Genomic DNA, 23,028 nt, shown 5'->3' on the forward strand with positions numbered 1-23,028 from the left:
AAAAACCTCTTCATTTTTGCCGAGTAAACTATTGATTTTACATTATTGAGGGCGATAGCTACACTCACTTAAGTCGCTCGGAGGAACAACCTACAGCCGCACTGGTCATACGTTTATCTGAACCGGAAGCAGAAAGAGATTATGAAAAAAGCGTTACGTACAACACTTGCAAGCTTAGTACTCATCCCTTCCTTAAGCTGGGCGAGCGCGGACCTTTCCACGCTACTTCCTCAAGAGGTTCATCGCAGTACACTGAAAGATATTGTTAACTCCCTGCAGAGCGGACATTACAACAAAATTCAGATAAACGACGAGCTATCTAGCCGCTTACTTGATAGCTATATAAAGAGCCTCGACCCAAACCGTTTAGCTTTCTATCAATCCGATATCACCGAGTTCGATGCTTACCGTTATACGCTCGATGATGAGGTAGAAGCGGGCAATCTAGAGCATGCCTACCAGATTTTTAATCGCGCTCAACAGCGTATTAAGCAGCAGCTTGATTGGTTCATCGCACGCTTAAACGACGATACCCCTTTTGATTTCACCAAAGATGAAACGCTCGACACTGACCGCTCTGATAACGAGTGGGCAATGAACAAGAAAGAGCTCGAAGATTTATGGCGAAAGCGCTTGAAAAGCGCCCTTTTGAATCTTCGTCTAGCCGACAAAACTGGCGAAGACGCTCGCGAGGTGTTGATCAAGCGCTACCAAAACCAGTTGAAGCGGATCTCGCAAACCAACAGCGAAGACGTATTCCAGCAGTTTGTTAACGTTTTCACGAAAAAATTTGACCCTCATACCTCCTACTTCTCACCACGTAACTCCGAAAATTTTAAGATCAATATGAGCCTCTCGCTTGAGGGCATCGGCGCGGTGTTACAGAGCGAGAATGAGCACACAAAAATTGTACGCCTCGTCCCAGCAGGCCCTGCGGATAAAACAGGTCAACTAAAGCCCTCTGACCTTATCGTTGGCGTTGGCCAAGGGGCTGAAGGGGCAATTGAGGACGTTGTTGGGCTACGGCTTGACGATGTAGTTGATAAGATCCGCGGCCCAAAAGGCTCCATTGTGCGCCTTGAGGTGATTCCGTCTGGCAGTGCCGATCAAACCGCGCGCAAGGTCGTTTTAATCGAACGTAATAAGGTCCGCCTAGAAGAGCAGGCTGCGCACAAAGAGATTATTGATATTGAGCACAAAGGGCGTAACTACAAGCTTGGCGTGATCGACATCCCCGCATTTTATATCGACTTTGCTGCCCTACAGCGCGGCGATGCTGACTATAAGAGCACCACCCGTGATGTTGAACAGCTAGTCAAAGAGCTGAAAACAGACAATATCGACGGTCTGATCATCGACCTGCGCAACAATGGTGGGGGTTCGCTACGCGAAGCCAATGAGCTGGTTGGCCTGTTTATCGACCGCGGCCCTACCGTGCAGATCAGAGACCCACAAGGGCGCGTTGATATTCTCGGCGATTTCAACCCGAAAATTGCTTACACAGGCCCAATGGCCGTGCTGGTTAACCGGCTAAGTGCATCAGCTTCTGAGATTTTTGCCGGAGCTATTCAAGACTATCGTCGCGGCTTAGTGATTGGTGACCAAACGTTCGGTAAAGGCACCGTACAAACTCTCCAACCACTGGATCACGGCCAGCTAAAACTCACTCACGCAAAGTTCTACCGCATCTCTGGCGAAAGCACTCAGAACAAAGGGGTTATCCCTGATGTGACCATGCCAAGCCTATTTGATAAAGAGGAGATTGGCGAGAGCGCGCTTGAAGGAGCCCTCCCTTGGGATGAGGTCAAACAAGCCAAACATGGCATGTACAGCGGCTTTTCTCCTTTCTTAGATAAGCTACTAGCCCGTCACAATGCCCGCGTGTCAACTCAGCCTGACTTTATGTTCATGCGAGAGCAAATTGCACGCCAGCAAGAGGACAAAGCGAACGACCTTGTGCCACTCAACGAGTCAGCACTTAAGCTCAAGCGCGAGGAAGCAGAAAATTGGCAACTTGAAGCGGAAAACCGCCGCCGTGTCGCCAAAGGTGAAGCCCCAATCAAACAACTTTCAGAACTGGACGACATGCTGAAAAAAGATGAGCAAGGCACACCGATTTCGGAAGAATCTCGCGCAGTCTTAACCGAGAGCGGTCGCATTCTGATCGACTTGATGGAGCTCTCTACACACTATGCAGCTAACAACTGAGCGATAAGATGAGTAAATCCAAAGCGTTCTCCACTCTCGTGTTGCTGCTCGTGCCCGTGATTTTAGTTGCGTTAGGTGTGGGCGGTTACTTTGCGTACCAACGCATCGACGCTCAACATAAGCGTAATGAGAAAGAGCTTGAGCGCTTTGGATATGAAATGGTAGCTAGCTCAACTAGCTTTGAAACAACCGGGGAGCTTGGTGCCAAGCAACTCCCCCCCACGTTTGATGAAAACAAGCTAACACCAACGCAAAAGGTGATTAAGAGCCTCATCAACGATAAAGAGCAGCTCATTACAGAAACCCAAGTGCTCAAATCCGAGATAGAAAAGCTACAAGCGCAAATTAATGAACTTGAAGATTACAAGCGCCTTAACGAACACTTTGCGCCTGAGCGCTTGGAGGACGAACTCAAATCCGTTGAGCGCCAACTCAAAGCGTTTCTTATCCGATCACCAGATGCAGAGCGCTTTACCACCCTGCAAATTGAGATTATGGCAGCGGCTGGAGCCGCTGAGTACAAAGCTTACATTACGCGTAATCGCCTGATGTTATCTGAAGATAAAAAACAAACGCTGATTAGCGATTACCTGCCAGGTTATGCGTTTTGCGTCGGAGATGCTGTTGAAGTTGCAGCAAACTCGGCATCTGAGGAGCGCCGCTTAGCAACATTTTTCCGCACTGATGACACGTCCGATTTACCTCAAGCTCTTTATCAAGACCTGTCAATGGTGCTCGAACCTTGCCAACTCAGCGTTCGCCAACGCTTAGAGGAAGACAAGCTTTAACCCTACCTTATAGTCCTATTCTGCTGTATAATGCGCGCTCATATTTTTATGATGCGCGTGCACTCACCAGTAGGGATGCGCGTATTTAATCAAACTGACCCTATAGGCTGGTGCTATGGGATACGCGCCGAAGATCGCTTGCGGTAAACCAACCGCCGATATCGGCCAAAATATAGGACATTTTCATGAGCGAAAGCTTTGCTGAACTATTTGAAGAATCTTTGCAAAACCTAGACATGACACCAGGTAAGCTGGTGACAGGTGAGGTTATCGATATCGACAGCGACTGGGTAACAGTCAACGCTGGCCTGAAATCTGAAGCAGTGATTCCTCGCGCTCAGTTCCTTAACGATGCTGGCGAACTAGAAATCGAAGTTGGCCAAGAAGTTAAAGTTTCTCTAGAAGCAGTAGAAGACGGCTTCGGTGAAACTAAACTGTCTCGCGAAAAAGCGAAACGCGCTGAGGCTTGGGAAGTTCTTCAAGCTAAATTTGACGCAGAAGAAACTGTTAACGGTTTCATCAGCGGCAAAGTTAAAGGCGGCTTCACTGTTAGCATCAACAACATTCAAGGTTTCTTGCCAGGTTCTTTGGTAGACGTTCGCCCTGTTCGCGACATCGACCACCTAGAAGGCAAAGAGCTTGAGTTCAAACTGATCAAGCTAGACCAAAAGCGTAACAACGTTGTTGTTTCTCGTCGTGCTGTTCTTCAAGAAGCTAACAGCGCACAACGTGATGAGATCCTAGCGACTCTGGAAGAAGGCCAAGTAGCTAAAGGTTTCGTTAAGAACCTGACTAACTACGGTGCGTTCATCGACCTAGGCGGCGTTGACGGTCTATTGCACATCACAGATATGGCGTGGAAGCGTATCTCTCACCCAAGCGAAATGCTGAACCCAGGTGACGAGATCTCTGTGAAGATCATCAAGTTCGACAAAGAAACTGGCCGTATTTCTCTGGGTCTGAAGCAGCTTTCAGAAGATCCATGGGAAGCGATCAAGAACCGTTACCCAGCAGGCACTAAGTGCAATGCACGCATCACTAACCTGACAGACTACGGCTGCTTCGCATCTATCGAAGACGGCGTAGAAGGTCTGGTACACGTGTCTGAAATGTCTTGGACTAACAAAAACATCCACCCATCTAAAGTTGTTCAGATCGGTGACGAAGTTGAAGTTATGATCCTAGACGTTGACGAAGAGCGTCGTCGTATCTCCTTGGGTATCAAACAGTGCACAGTTAACCCTTGGGTTGCTTTCGCTGAGCAATACTCTACTGGCGATAAAGTATCTGGTCAGATCAAAACGATCACTGACTTCGGTATCTTCGTTGGTCTAGAAAACGACCTTGATGGTCTGGTTCACATGTCTGACATCAGCTGGGAAGGTGATGCTGAAGCAGCACTACGTCAGTTCAAGAAGAGCGACGAAGTTGAAGCTGTTATCTTGTCTATCGATGCAGAGAAAGAGCGCATCTCTCTGGGCATCAAGCAGCTAGATAGCGATCCATTCGCTGAGTACGTAACAGCTAACGACAAAGGCACAATCGTGAACGGTGTTGTTAAGTCTGTAGACGCTAAAGCAGCGGTTGTTGAGCTTGCAGAAGGCATCGAAGGTACACTGAAAGCGTCTGAAATCAGCGCTGACCGTGTTGACGACGCGACAACTGTCTTCAAAGAAGGCGATGCTGTTGAAGCGAAGATCACTAACGTTGACCGCCGTAACCGCGTAATCAGCCTGTCTATCCGTGCGAAAGACCAGGAAGAAGAGAAAGCGGCTATCGCTGCAGTTCGCAACCAAGAAGTTGAAACTGCCGGCCCAACAACTATCGGTGACCTGATCAAGGCGCAGATGGCTAACCAAAACAACTAATTCTGGTTGTTTTAAAAAGGGCGCTTAATGCGCCCTTTTTTGTGCCTGCACTTTGCAAACCATCCACTCAAAGCAAAAGACTTGAACGCCTGAACGCCTGAACGCCTGAACGCCTGAACGCCTGAACGCCTGAACGCCTGAACGCCACGATAGAGCCTCGATTAACCGTAATATTCACGCATAAAAAAACCGCCCGAAGGCGGCTTTATTCTCTCGGCAGAATAACCGTATTACGGTTGCTCAATACCAACGATAAACCAGTTTGCGTTCTCTTGCTGCATATCGCGGCTTAGGTGCCAAATCTCGCTAAATTCTGTTGCTTGCGCATCTTGGCTCTCTTTAATCCAGCCGTAGAAGTGGATGCTGGCAATCACATGATCTTGCTTATCAATAAAGTTAATCAGCTCAGCCATTACCGAAACAACGTCAGTTTTTTGATCAGCAGGTAGCTTTTCGCGCTCTGCTTTTAAAAGCCCCAACAGCTCCGCATCAGTGTAGGTCTCGATATCGGTCCAATCTTGGCGATCCCATGCATCTTGCAAGTGCACAAAGTGCTGCTTTGCCCCCTCAAGGAAGCTAACTTTATTGAACCACTGCGGCAAAACCAGCTCAGCTTCTTGCAGCTGTGTATTCGCAGCAGACATCGGCGTGAAATGATGCTCTGGCTGTTGTGGTGCTGGCTGCACAGGCTCTGGCGTTCTGCGATATTGGTTACCTGCACCTGCTGCCGCATACTGAGGCCCGGCTTGCGAGCGCTTCCATCTTGCCACCAGCATAAAAACACCAAAAGCTAATAACGCTAACAACAAGATATCCATAAACTGGATACCTTCAAACGCCCCACCAAAGAACAACGCTGCTAGCAATCCACCAGCGAGCAAACCACCCAGCATACCGCCAAAGCCTTTTTTCTTAGCAGGTGCTGTGGCCGTCTTTTGTGCTGCGTTTTGACCCGCGGGTGCAGCCGCAGGCTTGACCTTTTTCGGGGAACTAAAGCTCTTGCCAAGTGATGAACCACCACCTAAACGCTTTGCCTCAACTTCGGGTGCAACGCCCATCCCAAACGTTACAACCACCATCATTAAGGACAATACTAACTTTCTCATTGATTACCTCAGTTTGTTTTTCTAATACGCTTCATTACATCTGCTACCACGGCTAAGTAGATACCAGTAAAAATCAGCACCATACCTGCAATATGATAGGTTTGAATCTGCTCTTCAAGAAAAATCGACGCCAGCAGAACGCCAAATATCGGCATTAGATGAATAAACAAGCCTGCTTTCGCCGCCCCAACTTCTGCCACACCACGATTCCAGAAAAGGTAGGCAAGGATCGATGGGAACACGGCCATGTAAAGAATAGCGAACAAGGCGTCTTCACTCCAATGGATAGGCGCGGCCGCCGACATCTCCCACAACGAAAATGGCAGTAGCGCCAACACGCCCAACACAACGGTTACGCCAAAAAACGTAAATCCGTCTAGTTCAGCGGGCTTAAAGCGCAGCATAATCGAGTATACAGCCCAGCACATCACTGCAGCTAAGATCCACGCATCTCCGGTATTTAAGCTCAACTCCAGCAGCTGCTCTAAGTTACCTTGACTAATCAGTGCCAAGACCCCAGCCAGGGAGATCAGCACGCCAACCCACTGCTTCATTTTAACCGGTTCACGAAACACGAGAGCACTTATAATTAAGATAATAATCGGAATGATCGACTGCATGATGGTTGCATTCGTTACGTTGGTACCCGTCAAACCGAGATAAACGAGCGTGTTAAAGCTCGCGACACTCAGCACACTGAGTACGACGAGTATCTTCCAATTCGCCTTGATGGCAGGCCATTGCGTTTTCAAGCGCGGCACTAAAAATGGCAAAATCATGAGCAGCGCGATACTCCAGCGAAACTCAGCCATGGAGATGGGGGGTAATACACCATTCATCGCTCGCCCAAGAACAAAGTTTCCTGCCCAAAATAGCGGCGTCAAAGCTAAAAACAGATAAGCCATTATGATTCCTTGTTCAGATAGCGTCCTAGCCAGCTGCTACTCTCTTTACCAGAAAGCACATACTGCAATACATTATAATTATTGACTGCCCACTCAACCTGTTTAAATGCAGGTGCAAGCCCACAAAACAGTATCTCGTCTCCCTCGGCAAGCTCTTTCAGCTCACCCGGCAACATTTTAATCTCCCCTTCACGCCTAAACATCAGCGGAAATGCGTCTAACATCTCTTTACGGTTGCGCGGATCTTTGAGGAGCGCATTAAGCTTTACAACCTCACCATCCTCTAACGCCATCATGATGGCGGGTGTCTCCTCAACGCCAATGACAAAAGACCAGCTATCTAGCTCATCTTCTTTCACGGTATTACTCATTCTGTTCAACAGCGTATGCGCCCATACATCGTCTTGCTTTTTCAGCTCTTCAATAAAGCTTGGCAGCATCGGCGTTTTAATCTGCGCGAGAATTTGATTCGCTATGATCCTGCCCGGCGCCATGACAAAATCAGCCCCCGACCGGTCGAAAATCAGCTGGTTTGCGTCCAAGTTCTGGCGCACCACCGTCACCAGTTTTTTATTAATTTCGCGGGCCGTTAGGATAATTGAGAGGTTATCTGCATCGTTATCTGTACCGGCAACAATACCCACTGCATCGTTGATTCCCGCCTCGATCAATGTGTTAGCTTCTGTACCGATGCCCCAAATCTGCCCTTCGCTAGCGTTCAGGTTTTTGGGGTTCGCATCAATAATAGTGACCTCAATATCATCCATGCGGAACGCTTGGTGTAAGGCACGACCGAAGCGCCCAAAACCACAGATAATCCATCGCCCACGGGTTTGCTGGTAGGCGCTTGATAAAGGACGATGTGTCGGGTTGATCAGCCAATCGTAAACCAAATGCTTGTAGGGCGAGCTAACCGCCATGGAAAGGTACGCTGCATAGGCTTTGAATGGATCAACCACAAGATCGGTCCCGAACGATAGCAAGTTCGACGTTGTCACGTCTGCTTCTGTCCGGCTGATGACCATGCGATTAGGCACCAACAGTTTACTTGCGATCGCTATGGATAGATTCGTGGTGTCGTTGTTGGTCAGTGCGAGCACACCGATACAACTTGGCTGCTGTAAGCCTGCATCATCTAATACATCGGGCAACGCTGCATCCGCGCAAAGCCCAGGGACACGCAATTGAAGATTATCCATCTCAAGATCGTCGATACGATCCTGCCGAACATCGACAACAACAACACGGATATCACGCGTGACCAGCTTACGAGTCACTAAGCGGCCCGTCACTCCATAGCCACACACCAAGTAAAAGGGTTCGGTGAAGTTGCCAACCTCTCCTGTAAAGGAGCGGCGCCTCAGCAACCTGCCAAATACCGGTTCTTGCAGCAAAGCGAGGGTTGAACCAATCCCGTACAACCAAGCAACGACCGTGGCGTAAATCATTAGCAGCGTCCACATCCGCTGCGCACTGGTAAACTCGTAAGGGATCTCACCAAAGCCGATCGTCGAGCCCATAAAAGAGACAAAATAAACCGCATGAAAGAAATCCATGCGCCATACATTGCCATCATTGTCTTGACCAGGGATCAGCACAAATCCCAGTATCGAGATGGCATAAACAACAATCAGCGTGATTAGCGGCACACGCAAGCGCCGCAATAGCAAATAAAGAACGTTGTTCATGGTTAGCGACGAACGATGATTGTCTCAATCACCAGCAGCACCACCGACATAATGTTGGCCAGCAAAGCACCGCCCGAAAGTGACACGATACTCGCCATCATCGCTTGCGTCATACCACCGCTGATCTGCTCCGCGAAGCCCCATAAGATTGCTGCGATGATCAGCTGTAGATCAGCAACCAAGCTTGTTGCCAGCATCAGCGCGCCTAGGTGAGTGCGGTCGCCAAACTTAAGCACCGTACAAATCATGCTGACAACCAACGCCGCGAATAACTCAAACTCGTTATGATGGGCAGCAACATCAATCTCACCGAGAAAAAAACCAAAATTGAGCGTCAGCGCCAAAACGATAAAAAAAGCAAAAATGACTTTTTCTCGGTTCATAGTGAATCCCTACACACTTTAATAAGATAATGTTGATTGTATCGGTTGTATCATGGTTTAGCCATGGAACAAGAGGAACTCAGCCGCCAAAGTTCAGTCTACAGGCTACACATCCGTATCGATTTTAGTTGTTGTTTATTAAGCTTTTTAAGGGGACGTTATGCAACTTTCACAGGCTCGATCATTTCAGTGCCTACTCGCACTGATCGTGCTTTTCTGCAGTACGATTAGCATAGCTGGCGAGATTATCAAAAGCCCAAATGATAGCCGCGAATACCGCAGCATTACGCTCAAAAACGGGCTACAAGCTCTGCTCATCTCAGATCCACAAGCAGACAAAGCAGCGGCGTCGCTCGATGTTGGCGTTGGCTCGAATGCAAACCCAGACGAGCGCTTGGGTTTGGCTCATTTTTTAGAGCACATGCTTTTCTTAGGCACAAAAAAATACCCTGAAGCTGGCGAATATCAGGCGTTTATCCAATCCCATGGCGGCAATCACAACGCTTTCACCGCCAACCACACCACCAATTACTATTTCGATATTGATAGCAACCATCTCGCCCCGGCGCTTGATCGCTTTTCGCAGTTTTTTATCGCTCCCCTGTTTGAAGAGAAGTACACAGACCGCGAACGTCATGCTGTCCACTCAGAGTACAGCTCGAAGATTCGCGATGATGGCCGCAGAGCTTACGCCGTTACCAAGCAAGTGATGAACCCAGACCACCCAGGTAACCGATTTGCCGTGGGCAGCCTTGAAACACTGAGCAATGAACCAGCCGGTGCACTTCGCGAGGATATGATCGCGTTCTATAACACCCACTACTCAGCGAACCTGATGAAACTAGTGGTTCTTGGCAAAGAGCCACTCGCTGAACTGGAACAGTGGATAACCCGTTATTTCAGCGCGATTCCTGATCGAGCGCTCCCACCCTTCGAGGTTAAAGTACCTGCTTATCGTGCGTCAGACCTTCCGATGGAGCTGCTAATTGAGCCGGTCAAAGACATTCGCCAACTCTCTATGACCTTCCCACTACCACCATCAAAAGCCTCTTGGCCCAACAAGCCGGCGCAACTTATCGCAGGCGTGATTGGCTATGAGGGCGATGGTAGCTTGCTCGCTTACTTAAAAGAGCAAGGTTGGGCAACAGGGCTAGGCGCCTACAGTGATAGCTCATCCGAAGTGGAGACACTCTTAACAACAGGTATCTCGCTAACTAAAGAGGGACTTCAGCACAGAGATGACGTGGTTGCTACGTTTTTCTCGTTTATGCAAGCTTTCCAAGCAACCGGATTAGCGCAGTCGCTCTTCGATGAAGAGCAAACACTCGCGGCCAATGACTTTCGCTTCTTGGCTAAACAAGAGCCTATCCACTACGTGAGCCAACTGTCGCAGCAGATGCGCGACTATCCTGAGCGCCACTGGATTGATGCGCCTTATCGTTTAGAAGCGCTTGATCGAGAAAAGATCTCGCAGCTCTTAAGCGCAATCACTCCGGCTAATATGGTGTTGAAAGTGCAAGCCAAAGGGCTGGAAATAAACCAGACTGAGCCACACTTTAAAGCTCCCTTTGCTAAACAAAAGATCTCAGCTGACCGTATCGCAACATGGCAGGCAGCCGATACACAAACGGCACTCTATGTTCGCCATAACAATCCGTTTGTGCCCAGCGACTTAGATATCGCTGAACTTGGCAGCCAGAAAGTGCCAACAGAGCTTGAAAACACACCGCACGTCGAGTCTTGGTATCTGCCTGATACCACATTCAAACTACCGAAGGCAGACCTGTACTTTACCCTGCTCTCACCTTTTTCCCGCGCAGGTGCCAAAGCCTCAGTCGCTATGGATCTGTACGTGGATATGCTTAATGAGCAGCTGAACCCGGTACTCTACGATGCAGCGATTGCTGGGCTCTCAGCTAATATCTATGCTCATAGCCGCGGTATTACGGTGCGCGTATCCGGTTACAACAATAAGGTCGGTGTACTTATCGATACCATCGCTGCGGCCATGCGCCACCCAACACTGCCAGCAAAACGCTTTAACGTCGTGAAGCAAAGCTACTTAGATGGCTTACAAAACGCAGCGAAAGATAAACCTTTCCAACAGCTGTTCCGAGTAGGCTACGAAACACTGCTGAACAACCCTGCGCTGGCAGAGCTGAATACCGCAGCGCAAGATATCACGCTCAAAGATATCCAAGCGGTTCCCGACGCGCTCTTTGCCACTCCTTTTGTGCGACTCTTTGCGCACGGCAATCTCACAGCAGAACAAACGGAGCAGATTGCCCGAAAGATCGCCGAGACACTGCAACTGGACAACACCGCTAGCACCCCTTTAGAGATCGCAGTCAAACGCCTAGACACGCAAGCACTGACGAAAACGGTACCCGTTGAGCATAACGACAACGCTTTGGCGCTCTACCTGCAAGGCAGCAGCACCGATATTGCTGAACGAGCTCAAACGGCGCTACTTGCAGAGATTCTCTCAGCACCCTTTTACAGTGAGCTACGCACAGAGCAGCAGCTTGGCTACATCGTTTTTGCCTCACCGATGTCGCTACGCGATCTACCAGGGTTGAGTTTTGTAGTGCAGTCACCTACTGCGTCTGCCGAGCTTATCGAAACGCGCATCAACGCCTTCTTAGACCGCCAGAGTGAAGCCTTACAAGCGTTAACTCCTGATGATCTAGAGCGCTTTAAAAACAGTCTTATTTCTCGATTGACCACCGAAGATAAGAACCGAAAGGAACGTACGAACCGCTTCTGGCAACTGCTCGACAAAGCCAATATCGACTTTGCCGACCGTGACAAGTTAGTTGCCGCGATCAAGCAGCTCGACAATGCCCAACTGATAAAGGCGCTTGAGAGCTTGCAGCAACGCCGCTTAACGCTAAGGACGATGCAGCCGCCAGAGTAGCGGCTAATCGTTAGGTAGGAACTGTCTCCGCTGCTGTGATGGCGGCGGAGGCTCACAACTTTCAGGATCCCAGATACATTTCTCTTTCTCGATATCATCGTAGATAGTTTGAAAGATGCGGTCCTCGCCCTTTAAGTCGTTGATCGATAGAACTTTACCCGCTTTAAACTCCTTCACCATCGGCACAGGCGATGGCGCAACCACGGTTGGCGGTGGCAAGTCTGATGGACGATCTTTGTGCTCTACCTCTACCATGGTTTCACGATCAAAATCACCGCGTTTCTTGCGATAGTAAGCATTTTTGGCATCTAGCTCGCCCCCCGAAAAACCATCAGGTTGCGTCACCACATATGGGATAGGTTTATCGACAGCTAGCGCCGCCGTTGCAAGTAGCAACGCTGCACAGCCTATCCCTGTTCGCATCACCACACCTCATCCATGGGATAGATCGACTCAGCATAGATAGCGAGTTCTTCTAAAATCGCGCGCCCACCCTGATCCACTTCAGGGTCTTGATAAAGCTTATTCAACGCTTCATAGAATGGTTTCATAGTGAGCAGTCCACGCTTATCTTCAACGAGCAAACGGTCGCGCCGATACTGCTCCCATTGCGCCTGCTCCTCTGAAGAGAGCGTCGCTGGGTAGTTACGCGCGCGGTAGCGGAATAGCATCTCTTCAAGGCGCGGATCCTGAAACGCAAAGCTCATCTCAGCGAGCTCTTCTGGGTGAGCTGCCCGAATCTGATCCATGAACTGCTTGTCATGATCAGAGAAGAAACCACCCGAATAGAGCATATGATCAGGATCACCATCTTGCGGAGGCGCATCTGCATTCATTATAGCGGCGATCTTCTCGGTTAGCCCTTGAGCCTCGCGTAATATCGCGAGGTGCGCCCGACATACGCCGCCGTCGATCGCGAAGCGCTCGGCCTCTTCGGTCTTAAGCATACCGGCGGGTGCCAGAACGGGGCATTTATTCGCATGTACCTGCTTAAGCGCTATTTTCGGATCCTGCTCAGAGCGCTGCGCTGCTGGCAGATACATCAGCCGACAGATCTCTTCTACCGGGAGTGTTAGTAACGGTTCGGGGTCGTGGCGCAGATCCCACACTAACGTACTGTTTTTATTGGTCGGATGCTGAGCAATTGGCGCAACAACCGCCAAATTTCCTTGCTCAACGGGGTAACGAGATGAAGCGTGTAAGACTGGCTTCATCGTGGTGACATCCAGCATCTTATGCGCGGCGGCTTTGGAGCGGCTGCCCATCACATAGTCGTAAAGCTTGGGTTGTTTCTCACGAATCAGCTTTGCCATGGCGATCGTGGCGTACACATCAGATAACGCATCGTGCGCCTTGCCATGATCGATGCCATTGGCCTTGGTCAAATCTTCGAGGCGCAAACTTGGAGTGCCATCTTCATACTCGGGCCAAACGATACCTTCAGGGCGTAAAGCGCGCGTGAGACGCAGCATATCGATGATATCCCAACGCGAGCAGCCGTTTTGCCATTCTCGAGCATAAGGGTCGAAAAAGTTGCGATACAAGGTATACCGCGTCACTTCATCATCAAAACGGATACTGTTGTATCCCACGCTGCACGTTCCAGGCTGAGACATCTCTTCATTGATCAGACGGATAAATTCCGCTTCACATACCCCTTCGCGCACAGCCTCTTGTGGCGTAATCCCCGTGACTAGGCACGCTTCGGGATGGGGCAGAAAGTCGTCCGCAGGTTTGCAATACAGCAGAACAGGCTCCCCAATGACATTAAAGTCTTCATCTGTACGAACACCGGCGAACTGCACAGGACGATCCCGCTTAGGGTCTGCCCCGAAGGTTTCATAGTCGTGCCAAAAGAAAGTTTTTTCTGGAGCCATCAAATTCTTATCCGTGATCAATGAACAGAAAGAGGAGTATACTGTAAATTGTTATGTTATCAGGCCAAGCAGGGAGTAGGATATATGCTGTCGAACCAATCGATGACTCAGGGATGTCCATGTGACTCAGGCAAACCTTTTGCCTTTTGTTGTAAGCCGTTTATCGAAGGCACTAAGACCCCTGCTTCCGCGGAGCAACTGATGCGCAGCCGCTACAGCGCGTTCGTTGTGGGTGCTGTTGACTACTTGATCAACACCACAGCTGAAGAGAAGCGTAAGCTTATCGATCCCAGCATTATCGAAGAGCAAGTAAAGTACACCAACTGGATCGGCTTATCGATCCTACATACCAGTCATGGACAGCCGGACGATAGCACCGGTATCGTGGAGTTCGAAGCGGCGTTTGATACCGGCGAGGAGCAACTGGTCCTACACGAGGTTTCTAACTTCATCCATCATGACAACCGCTGGCTTTATGTCGATGGTGAAGTTGAGATCAAACCGCTGATCCAGTAACGGCGTCACTCCCGTAACAACCCCAGCAAAACATTTTCGTACACGAATGCGCCTGTCAAGACGTTTCCTTGCCGCGTGCTGACCGGTAGAATACCGGCTCTTTGTATTTTCAAAGCTGAACTGAACCGTTTTATAACTCAAGAAAGCCTTAGATGTTAGCGAACTTATTCAAACCCAAATGGCAACATACCAACCCTTCGACCCGTGCAAATGCGGCACTTAAGCTTCGTGAAGATAACCCGGAGCAGTTTCGTATTTTGTCGAAGCTTGCCACTTCAGACCCGAGCCAAGAAGTTCGGGAGGCAGCGCTTTCACAGATCGAACAGTTCGACCATCTGATTGAGCTTCTTAATCACGACACTCAAGACAGCATTCACTTTGAAAACAAAATCGCTCAGCAACTGAATGAGTCAAGCAGCCCTGAGTCACTGATCGAACGGTTGCGCGCAACCACCAGTGAAGAAAATGCGATGCGTATTGTTGCCAATAGCGCACATGCAACGCTATTAGGCACATTGGTTGGCCAAATTCAGTCCGAACAACAACTAGCCGCATTAGCAACATCCAGCGCACCAATCGCAATTCGTAAGCATGCCGCGCAAAAAATTCAATCGACGACGGTCATTGAGTCGCTTCTCAAAGATACCCGTCAGAGCGATAAAGCGATCTACAGAATCATCAAGGATAAGCTAGCCGCGGCAAAAGAGGCCGAAAGGCACGCAACAGAGCAAACAGAGAAAGCCCAGCACATCGCCGAGCAGATGCATACGGTGGCACATGGGGAGTGGTTCCCACTCTTTGGTGCGACCTGTGAAAACCTCTCAAATGAGTGGCAAGATATCGCGGCAGAATATCGCAGCGCAAACACAGAGCTGTACGAGGCAGCCGAGTCACTGGCCCAGCAACGTATAGAAGAGCACCAAGCGGCCCAATTAGCCGAGCAACGCGAGCGCCAAGACAAAGAAGCGGCAACGAAGCAGGCGGAGCAGCTTATTGGTGATATTCAGGCACTACTATCAGCGTGTGATCCGCAGCAACTACTAAATCACGCAGACCTACGCTCCGAGCTCAATGAACAGCTAAATAATATCGAAGCCCGCTGGGCCGATGCGCAACTATCGGGCAAAACACAACTGCACAAAGCCTTTAGCCAAGAGTTAGAGGATGCTCGTCAAGAACTTGCCAAACTAGCTGAATGCAACGAGAAGCACGAGCAACTGCGCGCTTTCTTGGCACAGACTCAAACACCCGAGTTCCAGCAGCAAAGCGAACAAGAGCGCTTACGACAAGCGAAAAAATCACTCGCCTCCGCTGCATGGCCAAACAGCCTGCCTGCGCCGAATGAAGTGGAACAGCTCAATACGCTGATCACTGAGCTACAACGCTCGCGTGAGGCATTAGCGAAAAGTAAGGCAGCGGTTACCAAAGAGATCAACAGCAAACTCACGGCTTTTGAAAAAGCGATTGAGACTGGTGAGATAAAAACCGCTAACAAGCTTTCACGTTCTGCCCAAGAGATGTTAGGCAAGTTGAATGGCGGTGCAGATGCACATTTGCACCAACGCTATCGCGGCTTACAAGGGCAACTCCAAGAACTAAAGGACTGGCAAGGCTTTGCAGTAACACCAAAAAAAGAGCAGCTATGCGCTGAGATGGAAGCACTTGCGCAGCAAGACTTACCCCCTCAGCAAAAAGCGAAGCAGATCAAGAAGCTGCAGCAACAGTGGCGCGTTTTAGACGCCACAGACCCAGTACACTCCCAAGCGATTTGGAAGCGCTTCAAAGCCGCCGCAGATCTTGCGTATGCGCCGTGCGAAGAGCACTTCGCCAACCAAGGCAAAGTCAGAGCATACAACCTAGCGCAGCGCCAAACGATTTTTGACCAAGTTACCGCTTACCTCGAAGCGACCGACTGGCAGAATACGGACTGGCGCAATGTAGAAAAAGTTGTGCAGACTGCAAAAGAGGAGTGGCGGCGCTTCATTCCCGTGGATAGAAACCCTGGGCAAAAACTCCAAGATGCGTTCAATGTACTACTCGCGCCTGTTGAGACACACCTTAAGTCAATCAAAGAAGAGGCCAAGCAACGCAAGCTCGAACTTATTGAGCAAGCTGCAGCCCTCACCACCTACGATGACGTTTCGGCTGCTGCTCAAGAGGCAAAAGCGCTACAACAACAGTGGAAAGAGGCTGGCCCAACCTTCCATAGCCAAGAGCGCAAGCTGTGGAAAGCATTTCGTGATCATTGCGATGTGATTTTTGCCCGCTTACAGGATTCACTGCCATCGGTAGCGGAGCAGCAGTCAGCTAAAAGCGCCATTCAAAATACACTAGCAAGCCTTGAAGCCAGCTTAGAGAAGCCACGCCACTTGGAGCTAGTGTTGGCTGAAGCAAATAACTTACTTAGTACGCTAATCGACGAAGAAAACATAACACCCAAAGACCAGCAGCGCTTAGCACGAGCCATCAACCAGTTGGATAACGAACGGGACCGGCTGGCGCGCGCATTTGCGCAGAACAATGATCATCGCGTCCTAGCAGCGCCCCTTGATGAGGCCGAAGAAGCCGTTCTTAGTGATAACCCCGTAGATCTGCAAGCGATCCCTCAAGAGCTTGGTTCCATTGAACCAATGAACTTACGCCGTGAGAATCTGCTTGCGATCATCGATAACCGTGCACTACTGGAAGATGAACTTACGCAAACAGGTGTTCAAGCGCGTGAACTATGTATCCGCCTCGAAATACTTTTGAGCGAACCTTCACCTGAGAGCGACGAAGCACTGCGTATGGAGTATCAAATGCAACGCCTCCAACAAGCGCTAGAAAGGCAGAATCGCTCAACAGATTTAACGGATTTAGTCGCACTCGAAGCCGAATGGCTGGCGCTTCCTTTCAAGGGGGCATACCCAGAATATCAAGCACGCTTTGAAGGCCTGTTTAGCAGTTTACTCAACTGATTTCTTGGATTCAGGCATAAAAAAACCGCACAAACGTGCGGTTTTTTTGAATCGACGTGCTTAGTGCATGTGTAAACCGCCGTTAATCGACATATCTGCACCCGTGATATAGCCGGACTCTTCCTCAGCAAGGAAAGTGACAATGCGGCCGATCTCTTCTGGCGTACCAAAACGACCAACAGGGATAGTTGAGCAGATCTTTTGCTGAACTTCTTCTGCAATTTTAGCCACCATTGGCGTCATCACATAACCCGGTGATACTGTATTGACCGTGACGCCTTTCGCTGCCACCTCTTGCGCAAGCGCTTTGGTGAAACCATGGATGCCCGCTTTTGCAGCCGAGTAGTTACACTGACCAAATTGGCCTTTTTGCGCGTTAACGGAGGAGATGTTGATGATGCGGCCGAAACCTTTTTCGATCATTGGGTTGATCACCAGTCGCGTCATATGGAACATGGAATCAAGGTTGGCTGTTAGTACCTCATCCCACTGCTCCCAGCTCATCTTCTTGAACTGACCATCACGAGTGATACCGGCATTGTTAATCAGTACATCGACTGAACCGCCTGTTATCTCCTCAACCGCTTTGATACACGCTTCACAAGACGCTGTATCAGTAACGTCTCCGTAAGCGACATGAATGTCATAGCCATCTTCTTTTTGCTGTGCTTGCCACGCTTTCGCTTTTTCGTGGTTGCCTCCGCTGTTATAACCTGCCACAACGGTAAATCCTTTATCCACCAAGCTACGGCAAATTGCTGCACCCAATCCGCCTGTTCCGCCGGTTACAAGAGCAACTTTTTTACTCATGTTCACATCCCCTATTTCATTCTCTTTTTGATTTCATTAGACACACTTTATATTTATTTTTAATGCCTATTCATTCGATCATAGACCCAAGGTCACTATTTAAAATATGACTTTGGTTGCAGGTGAATAAGATAACAAAAGAGTATGAAAGTTCTGTGATAATAAAAGCCACAAACAGACTATTGATTTACAACAGCTTTTCTTTTTAGTAAACGAGAAACTCTAAAGTAAGCGATCACTGCGGTCAGAGCATTAGCTACGACGAAGGAACTAAACATAGCCTCTAACCCCGCAAAGTAATTTGCTATCCAAGCCAGTGGGATGAAAAACACAAACAAACGAATCACACTGATTCTCATGGCTTGCATCGGTTGGTGAAGCGCATTTAACGTCGAAGCGCTGAGAAAAATCACCGCCTGCATCCCAAAACCTAACGGTACGATCGAAATCCAAAGTGCCAGAGGCTCCTCTACTGCTGACGAGTCAGCAAAAGCACCAGCAATAACGTCCTGCAAAAGAAACAACACAACGAATACAATTAACTGCCACCCCAGTGCAAATTTGATGGCGCCTTTATAAGCAGCTTCAACCCGTGCGATTTGATTGGCTCCAAAGTTCTGGCTCACAAAGGGCGGTAATGTCATCGAAAGTGCTAAACAAGCCAGCAGAGACAGCGATTCCAAGCGGTTCCCGACCCCAAATGCAGCAACGGCTTCAGCGCCATGCTGAGCGACCAGTGCCGTTAATACGCCCCCAGCTATCGGCGTTAGCATATTAGAAACAGCGGCTGGGATACCGATTTTCATCACCTGCATCCAGTGGGACAAAATACGTTTCAACTGCGGAGGCTGAACCACCAGCAGCTGGTATTTATGAAATAGGATATAAACCACATAGACGAAAACTCCCATCCAAGCGGTGACACTCGCAAGCGCAGCACCTTGAATACCCATACCCGGAATAGGCCCCCAGCCAAAAATAAACAGAGGATCTAAAATCAAGTTCGCAGCAGAAGAGACCGCCATAACCAGCGCAGGGGTTTTTGTGTCACCTTTGGCACGTAAAGAGCTGTTAGCAACCATATTGGATACCACAAAGGCCGCACCAAACCACCACATATCCATATAGTCTAAGATAAATGGCATTTGCGCTTCGCTAGCCCCTAATAGGTTAAACAGCGGCACCATAAAGAAACGGGCAACGACACTGATGAACACCACCAGTAAAAACGTCATCATTAGATTGTCGGTGGCCAACTTTGCAGCTTGGCTCGTTTTACCGCCGCCGATTAACTTAGCTAATGTCGCTGATGTTCCAATACCAAAACCGATGGCCAAACTAATCACGGCAAAAGTCACGGGGAAGGTGAACGCAAGCGATGCCATCTCGCGCGTGCCAAGTTGGGAAACAAAGTAAACATCAGCAAGATTGAAGAGCATCAGGCTAACAATCCCCATCATCATGGGAAGCGTCATACGGACAAGCGTGGGCCGGATAGCCCCGCGGATAAGATCAAGATCAGCCATAAATACTCAAAGCGATTAAAAGAAACCTATGCTAACGGGAGAACACATAAAGAAAAACCGCCATAATAAGAAGTCTTTGTTCCCAACGCGACTATAAATCCGATGAACTTGGTTTTACTCAACGAAAGCGACTTTACCTCTACTGATCGAGTGACTTTAACGGATCGCCGTTTCCATCATATTAAAAACGTTCACAAAGTGTCCCTAGGCGACACCTTACGAGTGGGCTTACTCGATGGATTTTTAGGTGAAGCTGTTGTCGAAGCGATAAGCGAGCACGAAGTACTCCTGCGCGTTAATCTGACAGAACCACCCGTACCAGCCCTACCAGCGACACTTATTCTGGCGCTGCCACGGCCCAAAATGCTGAAAAGAATCTTAGAAACTGTCGCGGCCATGGGTGTTAAAGAGATCTATCTCATCAATAGTTATCGGGTAGATAAGAGTTACTGGTCGACGCCTTGGTTAAAACCCGAAAAGGTCGATGAGCTATTTCGCTTAGGGCTCGAGCAAAGCGGAGACACAAGGCTGCCTAAGCTACACTTGCGTAAGCGCTTTAAACCCTTCGTCGAGGATGAGCTACCCGCCATTGCAGCAGATACACGCGCACTGATTGCGCACCCCTACAATGCATCTACCTGCCCAGCTGCGACGGACGAACCGACCACCCTCGCTATAGGGCCCGAGGGCGGTTTTATAGCCTATGAAGTTGAAAAATTAGAGGCCATAGGGTTCACCACATTTCATTTAGGCCGACGCATTCTGCGGGTAGAAACAGCGATCCCAGCAACGCTCTCACGCCTATTCCCAGCTTATTAGTACGGCTTTATATCACCAAAAACTAATAGCTAATGATAATAGTTATTAATTGTGTTACTCATTTGCCTATGATAGCGTTAACCCAAATTAACAGGCACCCACGGAACGGCGCTCCAAACGGTGCTGACAGCCTAAGTTTTGACTGATAATTAAAGGGTTTTATTGTGAAACGTACACGTCTTGGATTAGCAATTGCTTTAGTATCCTCCTCCCTCTCTATGCCTGCTTTAGCACACAGTGACGCGTCCTATTCTGGATTCCCGATCACAGTAAAAGACTACAAAGGAGATAAGAAAAGCTCCGTCGCATACAGCGGCCAAATTGCTCGTCATGCGCTCCATGACTCTCTGAAAAAGCTATCAGCACGTGGTAACGGTATGCCAAATGCCGAGCTAAAAGCACAAATGATGGCTTACTACGCAGGTAAGGATGCAGGCCGCAAGATTATTGCTCCAGCAACCAAAGGCGACTTTGTAGTTAAGCAGAGCGCGGTTGATGAGCTATCCAAAGGCAAAAACCTTAAAGGTAAAACCTACGGTGGTGCCGTGTCTGCATGGCCAGGCAACATGACGGGCAGCGAAGTGATCGAGTTCTGGATCGATAAAGCCTCTGCAGCAAACAAAGGTTTTGATCCGCTAACAGGCCTTGACTACACACAGCTGATCTCCAAATTCTTGATGGGAGCCGTTTTCTACAACCAAGCAGTCGATAACTACTTAGACGAGAAGCTAGACGCTGGCACCAAGCCCAATGGCAAGCCATACAAAGACGGCACACCTTACACCGGCAAAGAACACGTATGGGATGAAGCCTTTGGTTACTTCGGCGTACCTGCTCACGCACTGTCACTGGATGCAAAAACCGCCTATAGCATCGCGAAGCAGAAGCCTGAGAGCGTTAAGTCAGCTGATGCAAATGGCGACAAGATGATCGACCTCAAGTCTGAGATGGTGTTCGCACACGGTTACTACGCAGCCGGCGCTGATAAATCTGGCAACAGCAACTACATGCACACCATCACCGAAGCGTTCATCGACGGCCGCCAACTGATCACTAAAGCTAACGGCAAAAACCTGACTGACCAGCAGCGTGAAGAACTAAAAGCCTACGCTGATGTGATCCGTACAAACTGGGAAAAGGTTATCGCTGAAGCGGCATTCAAATATGCGGGCTCCGTCTACAAAGATGCGTTAGCGCTGCAAGACGCAGTTGATAACAACGGTGACCTACAGAAAACATTCCGCACATACGCGAAGCACTGGGGCGAGCTAAAAGGTTTCGCGATGGCGCTACAAGTCAGCGGCAAAGATCTCGGCGTTACTGCTGTTAAGCTGAATCGTTTAATCGGCGCTAGCCCCGTTCTTTTGGGGAATACTCAAGTTTCCGGTATCGATAACGATGGTAACTATATCCAGTCACCGTCTGTTTCGTTGGAAGAGTACGCACTGAACATGATTGAAGTGCAAAAGCTACTGAACGACACATTTGGCTTGCAGGCAAAAGCGAACGACCAGTTGGATAAACTCTCCAAGCTAGCCGAAAAGCTTAGCAACACAAGCAGTGCAGAGAACGACTAATATTCGTCAAGCGGGTGGCGGAAACGCCACTCGCAACGATGGCAACAGATGATCGAATCCCTCCAAATAGACTCTATCTCATTTATCAGCGCACTATTCCTCGACCCGCGCAAGCGGCTGTTTATCGGATACCTATTAGCCGCCATTTTAGTGGCATTAGCCTTTCTTACCCTGCGGGGTATGGCTCTACCCCACGCTTTTCGTACTCTTTTTAGCCGCAAGATTTGGTTCTCTAAATCAGCTCGTGCTGATTACGGGCTGCTGGTCGTCAATAGTGCCCTGTTCAGCATGTTAGCTCCGGTACTGCTTGCCAAGCTAACCGTAGCCACTCTGATCTATCAATTATTACAAACAACATGGGGCGCCAGCGGCCCACAACTCGTATGGCCAAGCGCAGCGATCGCTGCGAGTTTCACACTGTTTCTTTTTCTGCTCGATGACTTCGCACGATACCTCCTCCACCGACTGCTTCACACAGTGCCGTGGCTTTGGGCATTTCATAAAGTCCACCACAGCGCCGAGACAATGACACCGCTCACGGTGCTGCGCACACATCCGATCGAAGGGGTCTTGTTCTCATTACGGGGCGCACTGGTTCAAGGCCTTTGCATTGCGCTGTTCGTTTACCTGTTTGATGATCAGGTTGACTTAGTAACTGTACTTGGCGCCAGCGTCATTGTTTTTGCTTTCAATGTTGCTGGATCAAACTTGCGCCACTCTCACATTGCGCTGTTTTACTGGCCTTGGTTGGAGCGCATTTTTATCTCACCGGCACAGCACCAGATTCACCATTCGGTTGAGCCACGCCATTTTGATAAAAATTTCGGCGCCATTCTCGCGATATGGGATCGATTGGGCGGCAGCCTACACCTGTCAGAGCCCGCAACTAAACTACAGTTCGGCATCAGCCGCGAACAGAAAGCAGACCATAGATTCAGCACGCTGTACCTAACCCCTTTTATCGAAAGCTACCGGCTGATCAAGCAACGCTTTCTCGCAAAGGCCATACCAAAAAAGCAGAATAAACCTGATCTGACGCAAAAAACGATATACAAATAATAACTGTTATCATTTATAATCAGG

17 protein-coding genes are annotated in these 23,028 nt (G+C 49.2%); 9 read left to right on the forward strand and 8 right to left on the reverse strand.

Features of this window, described 5'->3' with window-relative positions:
• The first annotated feature begins 141 nt into the window (after positions 1-141).
• From E4L36_RS07180 to rpsA, 3 genes are all read left to right on the forward strand, one after another.
• Positions 142-2,208: a carboxy terminal-processing peptidase gene (locus tag E4L36_RS07180; protein WP_136680066.1), complete on the forward strand. Its 2,067-nt coding sequence runs from the start codon at positions 142-144 to the stop codon at positions 2,206-2,208.
• Positions 2,209-2,216: 8 nt separating this feature from the next.
• Positions 2,217-2,996 (forward strand): hypothetical protein, encoded by a 780-nt coding sequence (locus tag E4L36_RS07185; protein ID WP_136680067.1) that lies wholly within the window; start codon positions 2,217-2,219, stop codon positions 2,994-2,996.
• A gap of 185 nt (positions 2,997-3,181) precedes the next feature.
• Positions 3,182-4,864, forward strand: a complete 1,683-nt coding sequence (gene rpsA, locus E4L36_RS07190; protein ID WP_127692276.1) for a 30S ribosomal protein S1 — start codon at positions 3,182-3,184, stop codon at positions 4,862-4,864.
• Between the two features lie 230 nt (positions 4,865-5,094).
• Here rpsA and E4L36_RS07195 read toward each other — a convergent pair whose 3' ends face one another.
• Genes E4L36_RS07195 through E4L36_RS07210 form a run of 4 tightly spaced genes read right to left on the reverse strand, consistent with a single transcriptional unit; the run spans position 5,095 to position 8,946 of the window.
• The gene (locus tag E4L36_RS07195) at positions 5,095-5,970 is read right to left on the reverse strand and encodes a TIM44-like domain-containing protein (protein ID WP_136680068.1); all 876 of its coding nucleotides are present in this window, start codon (positions 5,968-5,970) and stop codon (positions 5,095-5,097) included.
• Between the two features lie 8 nt (positions 5,971-5,978).
• On the reverse strand, positions 5,979-6,875 hold the full coding sequence (locus E4L36_RS07200) for a DMT family transporter (RefSeq protein ID WP_136680069.1): 897 nt from the start codon (positions 6,873-6,875) through the stop codon (positions 5,979-5,981).
• On the reverse strand, positions 6,875-8,563 hold the full coding sequence (locus E4L36_RS07205; RefSeq protein WP_127692273.1) for an NAD-binding protein: 1,689 nt from the start codon (positions 8,561-8,563) through the stop codon (positions 6,875-6,877). The genes E4L36_RS07200 and E4L36_RS07205 overlap by 1 nt, the downstream gene beginning before the upstream one ends.
• A 2-nt stretch (positions 8,564-8,565) precedes the next feature.
• Positions 8,566-8,946, reverse strand: a complete 381-nt coding sequence (locus tag E4L36_RS07210; RefSeq protein ID WP_127692272.1) for a DUF6394 family protein — start codon at positions 8,944-8,946, stop codon at positions 8,566-8,568.
• Positions 8,947-9,106: 160 nt separating this feature from the next.
• On the opposite strand from E4L36_RS07210, the gene E4L36_RS07215 reads away from it, so the two are divergent.
• Positions 9,107-11,863 (forward strand): insulinase family protein, encoded by a 2,757-nt coding sequence (locus tag E4L36_RS07215; RefSeq protein WP_136680070.1) that lies wholly within the window; start codon positions 9,107-9,109, stop codon positions 11,861-11,863.
• A gap of 3 nt (positions 11,864-11,866) precedes the next feature.
• On the opposite strand, the gene E4L36_RS07220 is transcribed toward E4L36_RS07215, so the two are convergent.
• Positions 11,867-12,286: a hypothetical protein gene (locus E4L36_RS07220; RefSeq protein WP_127692270.1), complete on the reverse strand. Its 420-nt coding sequence runs from the start codon at positions 12,284-12,286 to the stop codon at positions 11,867-11,869.
• Positions 12,286-13,740 (reverse strand): exodeoxyribonuclease I, encoded by a 1,455-nt coding sequence (sbcB, locus tag E4L36_RS07225; protein ID WP_136680071.1) that lies wholly within the window; start codon positions 13,738-13,740, stop codon positions 12,286-12,288. The genes E4L36_RS07220 and sbcB overlap by 1 nt, the downstream gene beginning before the upstream one ends.
• An 84-nt stretch (positions 13,741-13,824) precedes the next feature.
• On the opposite strand from sbcB, the gene E4L36_RS07230 reads away from it, so the two are divergent.
• A complete protein-coding gene (locus E4L36_RS07230; protein ID WP_136680072.1) occupies positions 13,825-14,256 on the forward strand; it encodes a YchJ family protein in 432 nt (143 codons plus the stop codon).
• A 152-nt stretch (positions 14,257-14,408) separates the two neighbouring features.
• Positions 14,409-17,213 (forward strand): DUF349 domain-containing protein, encoded by a 2,805-nt coding sequence (locus E4L36_RS07235; protein ID WP_136680073.1) that lies wholly within the window; start codon positions 14,409-14,411, stop codon positions 17,211-17,213.
• A 60-nt stretch (positions 17,214-17,273) separates the two neighbouring features.
• Here E4L36_RS07235 and phbB read toward each other — a convergent pair whose 3' ends face one another.
• Together phbB and E4L36_RS07245 are read right to left on the reverse strand one after the other, a co-directional pair.
• A complete protein-coding gene (phbB, locus tag E4L36_RS07240) occupies positions 17,274-18,023 on the reverse strand; it encodes an acetoacetyl-CoA reductase (protein ID WP_127692266.1) in 750 nt (249 codons plus the stop codon).
• Between the two features lie 179 nt (positions 18,024-18,202).
• Complete coding sequence (locus E4L36_RS07245; RefSeq protein ID WP_136680074.1) at positions 18,203-19,549, reverse strand: MATE family efflux transporter; 1,347 nt, start codon at positions 19,547-19,549, stop codon at positions 18,203-18,205.
• 102 nt (positions 19,550-19,651) lie between these two features.
• Here E4L36_RS07245 and E4L36_RS07250 point away from each other — a divergent pair, with 102 nt between their 5' ends.
• The 3 genes from E4L36_RS07250 to E4L36_RS07260 all read left to right on the forward strand — a co-directional run bounded on the left by E4L36_RS07250 (position 19,652) and on the right by E4L36_RS07260 (position 23,004).
• Entirely contained in the window at positions 19,652-20,368 is a 717-nt protein-coding gene (locus E4L36_RS07250) for a 16S rRNA (uracil(1498)-N(3))-methyltransferase (RefSeq protein WP_136680075.1), read from the forward strand.
• 164 nt (positions 20,369-20,532) lie between these two features.
• Positions 20,533-21,945 carry a DUF4856 domain-containing protein gene (locus E4L36_RS07255; RefSeq protein ID WP_240770690.1) on the forward strand — a complete coding sequence of 471 codons (1,413 nt, stop codon included), beginning with the start codon at positions 20,533-20,535 and terminating at the stop codon, positions 21,943-21,945.
• Positions 21,946-21,993: 48 nt separating this feature from the next.
• Positions 21,994-23,004 (forward strand): sterol desaturase family protein, encoded by a 1,011-nt coding sequence (locus tag E4L36_RS07260; protein ID WP_136680076.1) that lies wholly within the window; start codon positions 21,994-21,996, stop codon positions 23,002-23,004.
• The last annotated feature ends 24 nt before the right edge of the window (positions 23,005-23,028 follow it).

Source organism: Neptunomonas sp. XY-337, from assembly GCF_004959845.1.
Classification (GTDB): domain Bacteria; phylum Pseudomonadota; class Gammaproteobacteria; order Pseudomonadales; family Balneatricaceae; genus Neptunomonas; species Neptunomonas marina.

Excerpts from the sequence above, each read along its gene's own strand:
- E4L36_RS07180 (WP_136680066.1), top strand. The coding sequence starts at position 142 with ATGAAAAAAGCGTTACGTACAACACTTGCAAGCTTAGTACTCATCCCT.
- E4L36_RS07185 (WP_136680067.1), top strand. The coding sequence starts at position 2,217 with ATGAGTAAATCCAAAGCGTTCTCCACTCTCGTGTTGCTGCTCGTGCCC.
- rpsA (WP_127692276.1), top strand. The coding sequence starts at position 3,182 with ATGAGCGAAAGCTTTGCTGAACTATTTGAAGAATCTTTGCAAAACCTA.
- E4L36_RS07195 (WP_136680068.1), bottom strand. The coding sequence starts at position 5,970 with ATGAGAAAGTTAGTATTGTCCTTAATGATGGTGGTTGTAACGTTTGGG.
- E4L36_RS07200 (WP_136680069.1), bottom strand. The coding sequence starts at position 6,875 with ATGGCTTATCTGTTTTTAGCTTTGACGCCGCTATTTTGGGCAGGAAAC.
- E4L36_RS07205 (WP_127692273.1), bottom strand. The coding sequence starts at position 8,563 with ATGAACAACGTTCTTTATTTGCTATTGCGGCGCTTGCGTGTGCCGCTA.
- E4L36_RS07210 (WP_127692272.1), bottom strand. The coding sequence starts at position 8,946 with ATGAACCGAGAAAAAGTCATTTTTGCTTTTTTTATCGTTTTGGCGCTG.
- E4L36_RS07215 (WP_136680070.1), top strand. The coding sequence starts at position 9,107 with ATGCAACTTTCACAGGCTCGATCATTTCAGTGCCTACTCGCACTGATC.
- E4L36_RS07220 (WP_127692270.1), bottom strand. The coding sequence starts at position 12,286 with ATGCGAACAGGGATAGGCTGTGCAGCGTTGCTACTTGCAACGGCGGCG.
- sbcB (WP_136680071.1), bottom strand. The coding sequence starts at position 13,740 with ATGGCTCCAGAAAAAACTTTCTTTTGGCACGACTATGAAACCTTCGGG.
- E4L36_RS07230 (WP_136680072.1), top strand. The coding sequence starts at position 13,825 with ATGCTGTCGAACCAATCGATGACTCAGGGATGTCCATGTGACTCAGGC.
- E4L36_RS07235 (WP_136680073.1), top strand. The coding sequence starts at position 14,409 with ATGTTAGCGAACTTATTCAAACCCAAATGGCAACATACCAACCCTTCG.
- phbB (WP_127692266.1), bottom strand. The coding sequence starts at position 18,023 with ATGAGTAAAAAAGTTGCTCTTGTAACCGGCGGAACAGGCGGATTGGGT.
- E4L36_RS07245 (WP_136680074.1), bottom strand. The coding sequence starts at position 19,549 with ATGGCTGATCTTGATCTTATCCGCGGGGCTATCCGGCCCACGCTTGTC.
- E4L36_RS07250 (WP_136680075.1), top strand. The coding sequence starts at position 19,652 with ATGAACTTGGTTTTACTCAACGAAAGCGACTTTACCTCTACTGATCGA.
- E4L36_RS07260 (WP_136680076.1), top strand. The coding sequence starts at position 21,994 with ATGATCGAATCCCTCCAAATAGACTCTATCTCATTTATCAGCGCACTA.